Annotated in this window: 14 protein-coding genes; 11 read left to right on the top strand and 3 right to left on the bottom strand. The window is 75.3% G+C overall.

The features are described from left to right. Nucleotides 1-38 precede the first annotated feature (38 nt). Together ABD352_RS47865 and ABD352_RS47860 are read left to right on the top strand one after the other, a co-directional pair. Nucleotides 39-1835, top strand: a complete 1797-nt coding sequence (locus ABD352_RS47865; RefSeq protein WP_344619298.1) for a substrate-binding and VWA domain-containing protein — start codon at nucleotides 39-41, stop codon at nucleotides 1833-1835. 13 nt (nucleotides 1836-1848) lie between these two features. Next, complete coding sequence (locus ABD352_RS47860; RefSeq protein WP_344619297.1) at nucleotides 1849-2073, top strand: hypothetical protein; 225 nt, start codon at nucleotides 1849-1851, stop codon at nucleotides 2071-2073. On the opposite strand, the gene ABD352_RS47855 is transcribed toward ABD352_RS47860, so the two are convergent. Beyond that, the gene (locus tag ABD352_RS47855) at nucleotides 2033-3454 is read right to left on the bottom strand and encodes an IucA/IucC family protein (protein WP_344619296.1); all 1422 of its coding nucleotides are present in this window, start codon (nucleotides 3452-3454) and stop codon (nucleotides 2033-2035) included. The two genes, ABD352_RS47860 and ABD352_RS47855, sit on opposite strands and share 41 nt — an antisense overlap. 249 nt (nucleotides 3455-3703) lie before the next feature. Here ABD352_RS47855 and ABD352_RS47850 point away from each other — a divergent pair, with 249 nt between their 5' ends. From ABD352_RS47850 to ABD352_RS47810, 9 genes are all read left to right on the top strand, one after another. Next, entirely contained in the window at nucleotides 3704-3961 is a 258-nt protein-coding gene (locus ABD352_RS47850) for a hypothetical protein (RefSeq protein WP_344619295.1), read from the top strand. Between the two features lie 155 nt (nucleotides 3962-4116). Then, on the top strand, nucleotides 4117-4470 hold the full coding sequence (locus ABD352_RS47845; protein WP_344619294.1) for a nuclear transport factor 2 family protein: 354 nt from the start codon (nucleotides 4117-4119) through the stop codon (nucleotides 4468-4470). A gap of 35 nt (nucleotides 4471-4505) precedes the next feature. Further along, nucleotides 4506-4964, top strand: coding sequence for a phosphatase domain-containing putative toxin (locus ABD352_RS47840; RefSeq protein ID WP_344619293.1), 459 nt, complete (start codon nucleotides 4506-4508; stop codon nucleotides 4962-4964). A gap of 111 nt (nucleotides 4965-5075) precedes the next feature. Then, nucleotides 5076-5345: a hypothetical protein gene (locus tag ABD352_RS47835; protein ID WP_344619292.1), complete on the top strand. Its 270-nt coding sequence runs from the start codon at nucleotides 5076-5078 to the stop codon at nucleotides 5343-5345. A 52-nt stretch (nucleotides 5346-5397) separates the two neighbouring features. Next, entirely contained in the window at nucleotides 5398-5799 is a 402-nt protein-coding gene (locus ABD352_RS47830; protein ID WP_344619291.1) for a hypothetical protein, read from the top strand. A 91-nt stretch (nucleotides 5800-5890) separates the two neighbouring features. Beyond that, nucleotides 5891-6655, top strand: a complete 765-nt coding sequence (locus ABD352_RS47825; RefSeq protein ID WP_344619290.1) for a hypothetical protein — start codon at nucleotides 5891-5893, stop codon at nucleotides 6653-6655. A gap of 607 nt (nucleotides 6656-7262) precedes the next feature. Continuing rightward, a complete protein-coding gene (locus tag ABD352_RS47820; RefSeq protein WP_344619341.1) occupies nucleotides 7263-8021 on the top strand; it encodes a lysophospholipid acyltransferase family protein in 759 nt (252 codons plus the stop codon). Between the two features lie 146 nt (nucleotides 8022-8167). After that, entirely contained in the window at nucleotides 8168-8575 is a 408-nt protein-coding gene (locus ABD352_RS47815) for a YciI family protein (RefSeq protein WP_344619289.1), read from the top strand. Continuing rightward, a complete protein-coding gene (locus tag ABD352_RS47810) occupies nucleotides 8572-9732 on the top strand; it encodes an RNA polymerase sigma factor (protein WP_344619288.1) in 1161 nt (386 codons plus the stop codon). The genes ABD352_RS47815 and ABD352_RS47810 overlap by 4 nt, the downstream gene beginning before the upstream one ends. 148 nt (nucleotides 9733-9880) lie before the next feature. On the opposite strand, the gene ABD352_RS47805 is transcribed toward ABD352_RS47810, so the two are convergent. Both ABD352_RS47805 and ABD352_RS47800 read right to left on the bottom strand, forming a co-directional pair. Next, nucleotides 9881-10429 carry a LuxR family transcriptional regulator gene (locus ABD352_RS47805; protein WP_344619287.1) on the bottom strand — a complete coding sequence of 183 codons (549 nt, stop codon included), beginning with the start codon at nucleotides 10427-10429 and terminating at the stop codon, nucleotides 9881-9883. A gap of 70 nt (nucleotides 10430-10499) precedes the next feature. After that, nucleotides 10500-12955: helix-turn-helix transcriptional regulator (locus ABD352_RS47800; RefSeq protein WP_344619286.1), on the bottom strand; the 2456-nt coding region annotated here is incomplete at its 5' end.

Here is a 12955-nt window from a genome sequence, read left to right as displayed (position 1 = left end):
CTAAACTATGCCGACTTCCCACCCCCGGAGGCACACCCATGGCCTACACGGCCGACAGGGCGGACGTGCGGTCACACCGCGCCAGCCCAGCTCAGCGCCGGTTTCGGTTCACCCCGTGGATCATCGGCGGGCTCGTGGTCGCGCTCGTCGGCGCGGGCGGCGCCTACGCGGCGGCGAAACTGGTGAAGAGCTCCTGCACCGGCTCGGTCACGGCGGCCGTCGTCGCGTCGCCGGCCACCGCCACCCTCCTGGAGGGGCTAGCCACGAAGTGGTCCGAGACCGACCCGGTCGTCGCCGGGCAGTGCGCCCACGTGTCGGTCACCGGCCGCGACACCGCGGTCATGGCCCAGGCGCTGGGCACCGAATGGGACGCGAAGACCGGCGCCGCGCCGGACGTGTGGGTGCCGGACTCCAGCGCCTGGGTGCGGCGGGCCTCCACCGCGGCGATCGCCGAGCGGATGATGCCGGACCTGCAGCCGTCCCTCGCGCGCAGCCCCACCGTCCTGGCCATGCCGAAACCGATGGCCGAGGCCCTCGGCTGGCCCGACGGCGAGCTGTCCTGGCAAGACATGATCAACAAGGTGGCGGCGGACCCACAGGGCTGGGCGAAGTACAACAAGGCCGAATGGGGCAAGTTCAAGTTCGGGATGAGCGACCCGCTGCAGTCCACCGCCGGCCTGCTCGCCCTCATGGCGATCCTCGACGGCAACGACGACGGCGAGGTCACCCCCGACGAGCAGGCCACCCTCGCCAAGCTCAAGCAGGAACGGGCCGTGTACACCAACACCACCGGCCAGCTCCTCGAGGGCCTCGCCGCCGCCGACAAGCAGGGCGCCGCGCAGGGGCTGCAGTACGTGTCGGCGTTCCCCGCCCTCGAGCAGGACGTCCTGACCTACAACAAGGCCAACCCGCACACCCCGCTCGTCGCCGTGTACCCGTCCAACGGCAGCGCCGACGCCGACAACCCCTACCTGATCCTCGAGGCCCCGTGGGCGAAGAAGGACAAGCAGGAGGTCGCCAAGGCGTTCCTGGCGTTCGCCCGCGGGCCCGAGGGGCGCAAGGTGTTCCTCGACGCCGGGTTCCGCGACCCGAACCGGGTCGGCGGCAGCGCCCTGTCCGGCAACGCGTCCTTCAGCGCCCGGATCAAGACCGTGCCCCGGGCCGTGCTGCTGCCCGAGTCGGTGAAACAGTCGATGGACACGTGGACGGCCCTGACCCGGCCCACGAACGTGCTGCTGGTCCTCGACGTGTCCGGGTCGATGAACGAGGCCGTCCCCGGCACGGGCAAGACCCGCATGCAGCTGGCCAGGGAGGCCGCGCACGCCGCCGTGACCCTCTTCGACGCCGACGTCAGCGCCGGCCTGTGGAGCTTCTCCAGCCGCCAAGCCGGCAACCAGGACTACAAGCCGCTGGTGCCGATCGGCAAGGTCGGCGAGGCCGTCGCCGGCAAGACCACCCGCCGCGACCAGATGGTCGCCGCGATCGACAAGCTCACCGCCGTCGGTGACACCGGCCTGTACGACACCGCGGCCGCCGCCCAGCAGGCCGTCGTCGACGCGTTCCAGCCCGGCGCGACCAACCTCGTCGTGCTCATGACCGACGGCACCAACGACGACCCGACCGGCGGGCTCAACCTCGACCAGCTGCGGGCCAAGCTGCAGGCCAACGCCGCCAGCGACAAGAAGGTCCCGATCGTCACCGTCGGCTACGGCAACGACGCCGACTTCGCCGCCCTGCAGGACATCTCCCGGACCAGCGGCGGCACCCTGTACACGTCGAAGACCGCGTTCGACATCAACGACGTGCTGCTGACGGCGATCTTCGGGCGGGTGTAGTACAACGAGGTGCATGCTGTGCACCGAAACGTACGGAACGCCGCGAAACGCCCCGCCGATCGTGCTGATCGGCGGGGCTTCGTCGTCGATGGACTGGTGGCACCCCGGCTTCTGCACCGCCCTCGCCGGCGCCGCGTTCGTGCCGCTGCCCGGGCTCGGCCACGAGGTGCCGCCCCGGCCGCTGTGGCCGGCCGTGATCAGCGCAGTGGGTTCGGTAGCTCGCACCACCGGTCACTGAGCGGGTCCGCGGCCAGACGCATCGCGGTCGTCGCCTTCACCGGCCACGTGTCGCCGAACACCGCCCCCTTGTCGGCCGGCCCGACCGACCGGTCGGCGACCGCGGCGACCACCTCCCAGAGCCCGTCGTCACCGAGCGCGGCGACGAGGCTGTACAGGACCGTGGAGAAGGCCGCGGCGAGCAGCTTCGTGCGCAGCGCGTCCTCGTCGTCGGTCGGCAGCGCCCCGATCAGCGGCGGCATCCGCACCCCGGCCCGCTGCTCGAGACGGCCCCGATGGACGTGGATGCCACCCAGATCCCGGTAGTGCACCCGCACCGGCCGCCCGTCCGCGATCTCGACGAGCGTGTTCTGCCCGTGCGCCTCCAGCGCCACGCCCAGGTCCAGCAGCCCGAGCAGCGGCGGCACCATCAGCTCGACGAGCCGGGTGAAGAACCCGGGGGTGAGCAGGTCCGGCCGGTGGGGGAGCAGGGCCAAAGGAACCACGGTCACGCCGGCCGGCGGGGCCTGCCGCCACACGGCCCCGAGCGCCCGCTGCGGCTCGCCGGCCGCGTCCAGGACCGTCCCGGAAGACACCTCCCGCAGCACATGGATCCCGGGTGTACGGCGGGCAAGCCCCGCCACCAGGTCCGAGGCGAGCGGCCCGTTGTGGACCGCGGCCGCCGACAGGGTCCGCACCGCGCTGGTCATCTGCACCTCCACCGCGGTCTTCACGTGCAGCCCCGGCCACTCCGCCAGCGGCTCCAGGGTCCGCAGCGACATCAGCGGCCGCGCCGGCACGTCCACCCCGGTGTCGGACACCAGGCCGGTCGCCAGGGCGCGGGGGAGCTGCCACGGGTGCACCGGGAACCGCGGCGGCCGCGGCACCCCGCCCGTGCGCCACCGGGCCGGGTCGGCCTCCACCAGCCGCAGCGGCACGACCGGACGGTGCTCCGGCGCGTACGCCAGCACCTCCAGCGTCGACATGCCCAGCCGGGTACGGCAGCACGGATGCAGCGGGTGACCGTCGACGACGGCCTGCTCCGCGGCGGCCAGGCCGGTGCCGGCGACCGGCGGGGCGGCCATCGCCAGGGCCAGGTTCGCGACGCTGTTGTCCAGCTCCACCCGGAACCCGCCCGGCAGCCCCAGCGCCCCCGCCAGCACGCCCGGGTCGTCGAACCGCACGCCGTCGACGGTCACGCACGGCAGGGGAGGGGCGAACAGGGCCGGCATCGCACCCGACAGGCGGGACCGGGCGACGATCCCCTCACGCCACAGCGCACCCCACAGGCGGGCCAGGATCGCGGCTCTGGCCCGCGGTACCGCGGCGGCGAAACCGGCGGCGAGATCCGGCCGGTGCGCCGCGAGGACCCGCTCGGTCTGCGAAACGTCGGGAGCGTCCACCCGAGAAGTCTAGGTGCCGCTGAGGCACCTGGGATCCGTGTCCACCGTTCGGTCCTATTTGTCCGCGCCGACCGCCCGGCTGCCCGTTCACCTGCGCAAATGCTGTGATGTACGCGAAGATCAGCTTGGAGCACGGACGCTTCGGGAGGCTCGAACATGGAGATTCGACAAGTGCCGGCCACCGGCCCGGCAGCACAACCGGCGGCCCCGCCACCGAAACCGGCTGCCAGCGAGCCCGGGGTCACCGCGGTGGAACCCCCGCCGAAGGGCGGCCTGCCCGCCTCACAGCAGGTGCTGAGCAAACTCACCCCCGGCGACCGGGCCGCGATCGAGGGCGCCACCGGCTACAGCCTGTCACCGACCGGTGCCGTGACGAGCGGATCCGGTGGGGTGCCGCCGTGGTCGTTCATCATGGCGTTCGCCGCCTCCCGTACCGCCGTGCAGCCGGCCGAGGAGACGCAGAAGGCGTCCGCGGACGACGGCAACCACGTCGACGTCACCGTGTGACCGCTGGAGGTGGCGTGCGCCGGCACGCCGACGACCGGCGCACACCACCCTTGTAGTGTGCGCCCGCCCGGACCCGGTAACGTTCCGGTTTCCGGGTGTAAACATCGACCGGCAGGGCGTTGACCGGCCCGCCCGGGGGCGCGTGTGATGAACCCATGGGCGACGATCCGGGGCTCATCGCGAAGCTGCTCACCGTCATCGACCGCCGGGACTGGGCCGGGCTTTCCGGGCTCGTCACCGACGATGTCGTCTACCACCGGCCCGGCTGCCCGCCGATCGAGGGCGCCGACGCGTTCGTCGGGTTCTACCGCCGGCGGTGCATCGTCTCCGCCGGCCGGCACCAGGTCGACCGTTGCCTGTCCGTGGACGGGCAGGGGTTCTGCTGGGGCCGTTTCGACGGCATGTCCCACGCGGGCGTGCCGCTCAACGAGATCTTCGCGGACTGGTACGAGTTCCGGGGCGGGCGCGTCGCCCGGCGCCGCACGTTCTTCTACCGGCCGGCGATCTGACCCCCGTTTGGTTGACATAATGTACATTATCGAACGTGTTGTACACGGTGGACGGGATCAGCATCCTCGCCAAACCGCGGCCCGGTGACTGGCTCGAGGACGACGTGGCCCGCCTGGCCCGCGCCGGCGTGCGGGTGCTGGTGAGCCTGCTGACCGACGACGAGGTCCGCGAGACCGGCCTGGCCGCCGAGCCGGCGTGCGCACGCGACGCCGGCCTGGAGTTCCCGCGCGCGCCGATTCCGGACCGTCAGGCGCCCGGCGCCGATTTCTCCGCGTCGGTACTTCCCGTGCTCGTCGGGCATCACCGCGCCAGCCGGCACGTGGCGGTGCACTGCCGGTTCGGCATCGGCCGGTCCGCGACCGTCGCCGCCGGTGTCCTCGTGGCGTGCGGCGGCGACCCGGCCGACGTGTGGGCGCGGCTGGCGGTGGCCCGGGGCGTGTCCGTCCCCGACGTCGACGCGCAGCGCCACTGGGTCGAAAGCTTGATCACGTAGGGTGATCCGTTTCGGAAGGTGAGGCACGAATGACGCAGGTCGGCGCGCACATCCCCCACGCGGGTGACGCGACGGTAGGTAAGCGGGGTATGCGGCCGCTACGCTGTTCGTATGCGTGAGGTGCGCAAGGAGCGGGTGACGGTCACCATGGCCGCCGACGACGCCGCTGCGGTACGGCGGTTCGTCGACGCGGGCGGGGCCGAGTCGGTGTCGGCGTACGTCGCCGAGGCGGTGCGGGGACGGCTGGCCCGGGACCGGGCGCTGGTGACGCTGAACGAGCTGTACGCGCAGCGGGGCGTCCGGCTGGACCCGGAGCACCATGCGTGGGCGCGCGAGGTGCTGGGGCTGGCCCCGGCTCCGGCGAGCGGCCCGATGTCGTGACCGGCCTCGGCGCGCAACGGCGCTGCGGGTGCCTGCCGTGCGGGGAGGTCGCGTGACGGCGGTCGGCGGGCGCATTCTGGACAGTTCGGCAATTCTGGGGTTCGTGGCCGGGAAGCCGTACTCGTCGGCGATCGTCTGGCACGCGGTGGACCAGGGTGTGGTGCTGGCGGTGCCGGCCGCTGCCCTGGCCGAGGCGTGGGCGCAGACGTCGCCGAAGGACTACGACGTGCTGAAGGTGCTGCTGGCGCTGCCGGTGGTGGTCGTGGACGACCTGACGGCGGCGGACGCGGTCGACTCGGGCGCGCTGTTCGGCGGCGAGGGCGGCCCGGCGCTGGTCGCGGCGGCGCACGTGGTGCGGCGGGCGCAGGCCCGGCCGGGCTGGGCGATCGTGACGGACCGGGCGGAGATGCTGCGCACCTTGGACCCGCAGGCCGAGATCGACGAGCTCCCCTGATCATCGTACGGTGTGTCGCACTCGGAAAATGTCATAGGTGGCTGGTATGACTGTTCCGACACATGTTCGATTGAGCGGGTAGGAGGGTGCGATGGTTGCCGCGCAGACCGCGGCCAAGGGGGGCTTGTCGACATTGGATCTGGAGCAGATCCGGGACACCCTCGCGGCCGGCCGGAAACCGAAGGTCGTGTTCACCGAGCAGGCCGGGCAGATCGCCGGGCAGCTGGGCCAGGTCGTCGCACTGACCGACCCGGACCTGTCCGACGAATGGGTCGTGGTCCGGTTCGGCCGCGACGAGTTGCCCTTCTCCCCCGCAGACCTGGCGATCGCGCCGAAGGCCCCGCCGGTCAAGCGCACGCCAGCCGTTCCAGCACCTCGTGAGGAGAGCCCCGTGCCAGCCCCTGCCGTTGCCGCCGAACCCGACTCCAGCGCCGCCCCGGCCAAGCCGGACTCCGACGCCCCGGCCGCCGACGCGCCGGCCGCCGCGGACCCGGCGCCGTCACCTGCCGCCGAGCCGCCCGCGCCGGAGCCGCGCTCCTCGAGCAAGCCCCCGGCGAAGAAGACCGCCGCCCCGAAGGCCAAGCCCCCGGCCGGGCTGACCGTCACGCTCGCCTACGCCGACGGTGAGTGGACGGTCGCCGCGAACCAGGGCGCGAAGGCCCTCGCCAAGCCCTACGTCATCAAGGCCGGCGAGGCGCTGAAGATGGTCGCGATGCTCGACGTGCCGGGCGTGCACGAGGCCGTGGAGGAGATCGTGTCCGCGGCCCGCGCGGAGGCCGAGAACCAGGCGGAGCGGCTGCGGGCCGAGCTCGCCGAGATCGAGGCCCGGCTGGCGGAGCTCCGCGAGGCCGAGTAACACCGGGCCGGTCCCCTGCCCGCGCCGCCCAACCGGGATTCGGCGCGGGCAGGGCGGGCCGGGTCCGTCTGACCCAGCGTGGCTGTGCTGGGCTGTCGCCTTGCTGGGCGCGGGACAGCGCGGGCTGTCGGCAGCCCAGGTTGGTGCGGAAGCGTCCCGCGCCACGCTCAGTGGGCGGCGGGGCGGCCGGCTCGCAGTGGTGGTCGTCGCAGCCGGGACGCGGGCTCAGGCTTCCGCGCGGGCGCCAGCCGAGAAGGGGCGTTCCCGTACCCGGCCGGCTGGTGCCCAGTGCGGCGGCAGACCATCTGTGCACCGGGCAGGTCGGCGCGGGCGGTGAAGTTCGGCCGCCGGGACGGTTGCGCATGGATGGCGCGGCGCTACCGTTCCATCGTCGGCCCGACCGGGCCGGGCCGGGACGCCGCGGACGGCGCACCGGACGGAATCGACGCAGGGCGGCACGCACCCCGCCAGGAACGGAAACGACGTACACGTGAGCGACGGGGCGGCGATCGAACCCAGCCAGCTCGAACCCGGCGACGTCGGGGCCGCGTCCGCGGTATCGGCGGTTGTCCCCTCCCCCGGTGCCGCGCCGGCCGGTGGTGGGGCCGTGGTGCCGTGGCGGGTGCCGCGGGTCTGGCGGGTGCTGCTGGGGGTCGCGCGCGGCGTGGTCGGGCCGGTGGCGCGGCTGCGGGTCACCGGTGACGTGCCGGCCGAGCTGCGGGCCGGGCCGGTCATTCTCGCCGTGAACCACATCGGGCCGTTCGACCCGATCGCGATCACGGCGGCGTGCGGGGTCGTGCGGCTCGCGCCGCGGCTGATGGCCACCGGCGGGCTCTTCCGGGCGCCGGTCGTCGGGTCGGTGATGCGGGCCTGCGGGCACATCCGGATCAACCGGCGGCAGGCGAACGTGGCCGCCGCCGTCGACGACGTCACCGCGGCGCTGGCCGCCGGGTCGCACGTGCTCGGGTACCCGGAGGGCCGCATCACGCTCGACCCCGGCATGTGGCCGGAGCGGGGCAAGACGGGGATGGCGCGGATCGCCCTGGCCACCGGGGCGCCGGTCGTGGCGGTGGCGCAGTGGGGGGCGCACGAGGTGGCGGCGTGGGGCGGGTTCGGGCCGACGGTGCGGGCGCTGTCCCGGGCGCTGGTGCGCCGGCCGGTGGTGCGGGTCCATTTCGGGGCGGTCGTCAACCTGTCCGGGATCGACCCGGCGTCGCCGGGGGCGGCGCAGCGGGCCACGGACCTGATCATCGACGCGATCACGGCCGAGCTGCGGCCGTTGCGGGCGGCCGAGCCGCGGCTGCCGCGTTACGTAGACCCGGTCCGGCCGTTGAGTGTCCAGCGCCGCCACCGCCCCGCGTCCTGACCCGCCGTCCAGGTCGCGCGGGCACGGGTTACGCAGAAACAGGTTGCGGGAAAACTCGTGCGGGAAGGTGTCGAGAATGCGGGGGCGGCTCCGTCCCAGGGTCACGAGCGGCCGACGGGGGCCGCGGGCGACGAAGGAGTACGGGCATGAAGTACCTGCTGCTGAAGCACTACCGGGGTGGGCCGGCGCCGGTGTGGGAGTACCCGCCGATGGACCGGTGGACGCCGGAGGAGGTCGACGCGCACGTGCAGTACATGCAGGACTTCGCGGACCGGCTGCGGGAGTCGGGTGAGTTCGTCGACAGCCAGGGGCTGACGCCGGGCGGGGCGTTCGTGCGGTCCGACGGTGAGGGCCGCCCGCCGGTGACCGACGGGCCGTTCGCGGAGACGAAGGACCTCATCGCCGGTTGGATGATCATCGACGTGGAGTCGTGGGACCGGGCGGTGCAGCTGGCCGGGGAGCTGTCCGCGGCGCCGGGGCCCGGTGGGAAGCCGATCCACGAGTGGCTGGAGGTGCGCCCCTTCCTCAGCGGGACGCACTTGGCAGCGGAGTGAACGAGCGGGTGCTGCGGGAGCTGGTGCCCGCGGTCATCGGCATCCTCGTCCGGCGCGGGGCGGACTTCGCGTCGGCCGAGGATGCGGTGCAGGAGGCGCTGATCCGGGCCCTGGAGACGTGGCCGGACGACCCGCCGCGCGACCCGAAGGGGTGGCTGGTCGCGGCGGCGTGGCGCAAGTTCCTCGACGCGGCCCGGGCCGAGGCGTCGCGGCGGGGGCGGGAGCTGGCGGTCGACGCGGAGCCGCCGCCCGGGGCGGCGCCGGCCACCGATGACACGCTGCGGCTGTACTTCCTGTGCGCCCACCCGGCCCTGCCGCACAGCTCCGCCGTCGCCCTGACCCTGCGCGCCGTCGGCGGGCTGACGACGCGGCAGATCGCGGCGGCGTACCTGGTCCCGGAGGCGACGATGGCCCAGCGGATCAGCCGGGCCAAGCGGAAGCTCGCGGGGCTGGCGCTGGACCAGCCCGGGGATCCGGCGACGGTACTGCGGGTCCTCTACCTGGTCTTCAACGAGGGCTACAGCGGCGACGTCGACCTGGCCGCCGAGGCGATCCGGCTCACCAGGCAGCTGCACACGCTGACCGGTGACCCGGAGGCGGCGGGTCTGCTGGCCCTGATGCTGCTGCACCACGCGAGGCGGGCGTCGCGGACCGGCCCGGGCGGGCGGCTCGTCCCGCTCGGCCGGCAGGACCGGTCGAGGTGGGACACCGGCCTCATCGCCGAGGGCGTCACCGTCCTGCAGGAGGCACTCGCCCGGGACCGGCTCGGCGAGTACCAGGCCCAGGCCGCCGTCGCCGCGCTGCACGCCGACGCGCCCACGGCCGCGGAGACGGACTGGGTGCAGATCGTGGAGTGGTACGACGAGCTGCTGCGGCTGACCGGCGACAGCCCGGTGGTGCGGCTCAACCGGGCGGTCGCGGTCGGCGAGGCCGACGGTGCGCGGGCCGGGCTGGCGGCGCTGGCCGGCGTCGACCCCGCGTTGCCGCGGTACCAGGCGGTGGCCGCCTACCTGCACGAGCGCGACGGCGACCTCGAGCGGGCCGCGGACCTGTACGCGGCGGCGGCCCGCGCCGCGCCGAGCGTCCCGGAGCGTGACCACCTGACCCGGGAGGCGGCCCGGGTCAGGCAGCTGCACAACCGGGCCGCGAGCGCCTGACCCCGGACGCGGCCCGGGTCAGGCGGCCGCGGAACCAGCCCGGGCCGGGTCAGCCTCGCGGCGCATGCGCAGGTAGGCCAGGACGGCCTCGCGGGTGGTGCGCACGCCGAGGACCTCGCGGGCCGGGCAGCCGCGCAGCCGGGCCGGGTCAGCCCTCGCGGCGCATGCGCAAGTAGGCCAGGACGGCTTCGCGGGTGGTGCGCACGCCGAGGACCTCGCGGGCCTCGGCGATGCGGCGGTTCGCGGTGCGCAGCGACAGGAACTCGGCCGCCGCGGCGGCGGCGATCGTCTCGCCGCCGGCGAGGCGCTCCAGCAGGGCGCGTTGCTCGGGGGCGAGGACCGGGCCGCCGGACTCCTCGGGCGGGGCGGTGCCGAGCTCGGCGTCGGGGTCGGTGGTGACGGGGCCGATGCGGCCGAGGTCGGCGAACAGGGCGCGGCCGATCTCGGCGGTGGCGTCGGCGATGGCGACGATCCCGGCGCCGCGGGCGGCGGCGAGCAGGGCGAGCTCCGCGGTGTCGGCGTCGCCGACGCGGCCGAACAGGGCGAGCCGGGCGTCGGAGACGTCCCAGGCCTGGTCGGTCAGGGCGAAGCCTTCCCGGGTGGTCCAGCCGGCCCGGGCGAGGCGGCGCAGGACGGCGGTCGCCTCCGCGCCGGTGGCCACGACGTACCGCGGCGCGAGTGCCGGATCTCCCGCCATCAGCGGCTCATCGGAGAAAACATGCGCTCACCATGCGTTAAGGAAAGCACTGGGCACAAGACCCGGCAAATCATCCAAGCTCCTCGATGGCTAGCGCGGCGGCTTCGGTGCGGGTGCGGGCGCCGAGCTTGCGCATGCCGGAGCGGATGTGGGTCTCGACTGTCTCCCGGGAGATGCCGAGCTGGCCGGCGATGCGGCGGGTCGGCTCGCCGTTGGCGACGAGGCGCAGCACGTCGCGTTCGCGGTCGGTGAGGTCGTCGCCGGCGCGCCGGCCGCGGGTGTCGCGGCGGATGGAGTGGCGGCGCAGGGCGCGACGGGCCCGGCCCAGCAGCACGACCAGGCCGGCCTCCTCGGCCAGGCGCTCGGCCTCCAGCAGCGGCGGGACGGCCTGGTCGGCGGCGTCCTCGAGCAGACCCTGGGCGAGCAGGCAGCGGACCTCCTCGCGGCGGGCCAGCTCGTGCCAGGCGGCGGCGGCCTCGGCGAAGCGGTCCGGGGCCTTCCACGCCTCCAGGGTGGCCCGCACCGGCGCGAGGGGCGCGTCGGCGGGGACGGGGTCGACGGCGACCCCGGCGTCGTAGGCGGCCCAGCGGGCGGTGATGCGGCGCAGGCCGTCGACGAGCGGCGACGCGTCGGCCAGGGCGGCGTCGACGACCGCCTGGTCGGGCCGGCCGTCGAGCCAGGCCGCCTCGCGGGTCACCCAGTCCAGCAGCGGCCCGGCCGAGGCGGGCCGGTTCTGCAGGGCGTCGAGGCGGGCCCGGGCCGGGGCGAGCAGGCCGCCGTCGGCCTCGGCGAGGGACGCGGCGGCGACGGCGTAGCCGCGGGCCAGGGCGGGCAGGGTGCGGTCGGCGAGGTCCCCGGCCCGGCGGACCACCTCGTCGATCTCGGCGCCGCGCAGGGCGTCGCACCACAGCTGGGCGGCGAGGAACCGGGTCTGCCAGCTGTAGGCGAGGTCGCCGGCGCAGGCGGCGGCGGCCGCCGCGGCGGCCTGGGCGGCCTCGGCGAGGCGGGCGTCGGCGGTGAGGGTCTCCACGAGCAGCCACGCCGACCAGCGGGCGGCGAGGGCGTCGCCGGCCTGCCCGGCCGCGGACGCGGCGGAGGCCAGGCCGTACTCCCAGCCGGGCTGGCGGGTGCCGGCCCGGACCGCGGCGATCGCGGCGCGCAGGCCGGTGTGGGCGGGCGCGTCGCCGTGGGCCTGCAGCAGCGCCTCGGCCCGGGCGACGGCGCCGTCGGGGTCGGTGGTGAGCATGGACAGCAGCCGGATGCGGTCGCGGGCGCCGACGGTCTCGGCCGGCGCGTCGTCGGGCACCTCCGAGACGGCGTCGGCGGCGGCGACCGGGTTGCCCTGCTGCAGCAGCGCCTCCCCGCGCAGCACCGCACCGGCAGGGTCCGGCGTCCCGGCGGGGATGACCCGCAGGCAGGAGCCGGGGCCGGCCGCGCCGAGGGCGGCGCGGGCGGCGGCGATGCGCACGGCCGGTTCGGGGTCCACGCCGGGCAGGTCGCAGGCCAGCAGCAGCAGCTCGGCCCGGTCGCCGGAGGACTCGGCGGCCGCGGCGGCGGTGACCGCGACCTGGTAGGCCTCGGCGGCGGCGCCGGCCGCGGCGAGGTGCCGGGCGGCCTCGCGGGGCGGGACGAGGGTGGCGAGGCGGCGGTGCAGTGCGGCGCGCTCGGCGGTGTCGAGCAGGCCGGCGGCGACCTCCGCGGTGTACGGGGAGACGGGCGCGGCGACGCCGTCGGCGAGCTCGACCAGGCCGGTCTCGACGAGCTCGGCGAGGCCCTCGCCGAGGACGGTGGCGGTGACGGGGCGGCCGAGCAGGCCCAGGGCGGCCATGGCGGTGCGGGCCGGGCGGGTCAGGTCCGCCAGGGCGCCGGCGACGGCGTAGGCGAGGCCCTTGTCGAAGGTGTCGGTCAGTCCCCCGCCCTGGGCGACGTGCTTGGCGAGGGCGCTCACGGCGAGGGGCACGCCGCCGGCGCGGCGCACGACGTCGGCGACGACGGCGGCGGACGCGGACGGGGCGAGCTGGCGCACGAGGGCGGCGGCGGCGTCGGCCGGCATCGGCGGCATGGACAGCCACGCGGTCGCGGCGGCGCGCAGGGCCCGCTCGGCGTCGCCGGGCAGGCGGTGCGGTGTGCGCAATGTGACGACAATCCGACAGTGCTCGGCGATGGCCGGGAGCGCGGCGATCGTCATCGGATCGGCCCACTGGAGGTCGTCGAGGAGTAACAGGCCGTGACGCACGCGGGAGCGGACCGCCTCCGCGAGGAGCGGCGCCTCATGTGATGGCAGTCGCACCCGCACCGCCCGCGACAGCGGCAGGGCCGGCACGCCGCGCAGCATCGCCAGCGCGCCACCGCTGAACACCGTGCCCCGGAAGGACTCCCCGAGGCGCTTCAGCACGCCCGTGCGGCCCGTCCCCGGCGCCCCCGCGATGACCACCAGACCGGGGTTACGCAGGGCGTCCGCCGCCGTGGCGACCAGCTCGGCCGGCGGCCACGCCGCGGCAGGAACACTGGCCCGGCCGACCACCG

The sequence above is a fragment of the Dactylosporangium salmoneum genome (assembly GCF_039532525.1).
In the GTDB taxonomy this organism is placed as follows: Bacteria; Actinomycetota; Actinomycetes; order Mycobacteriales; family Micromonosporaceae; genus Dactylosporangium; species Dactylosporangium salmoneum.
Note: the sequence above shows the minus strand (reverse complement) of the source record. Positions and strands in the feature narration are given on the sequence as shown.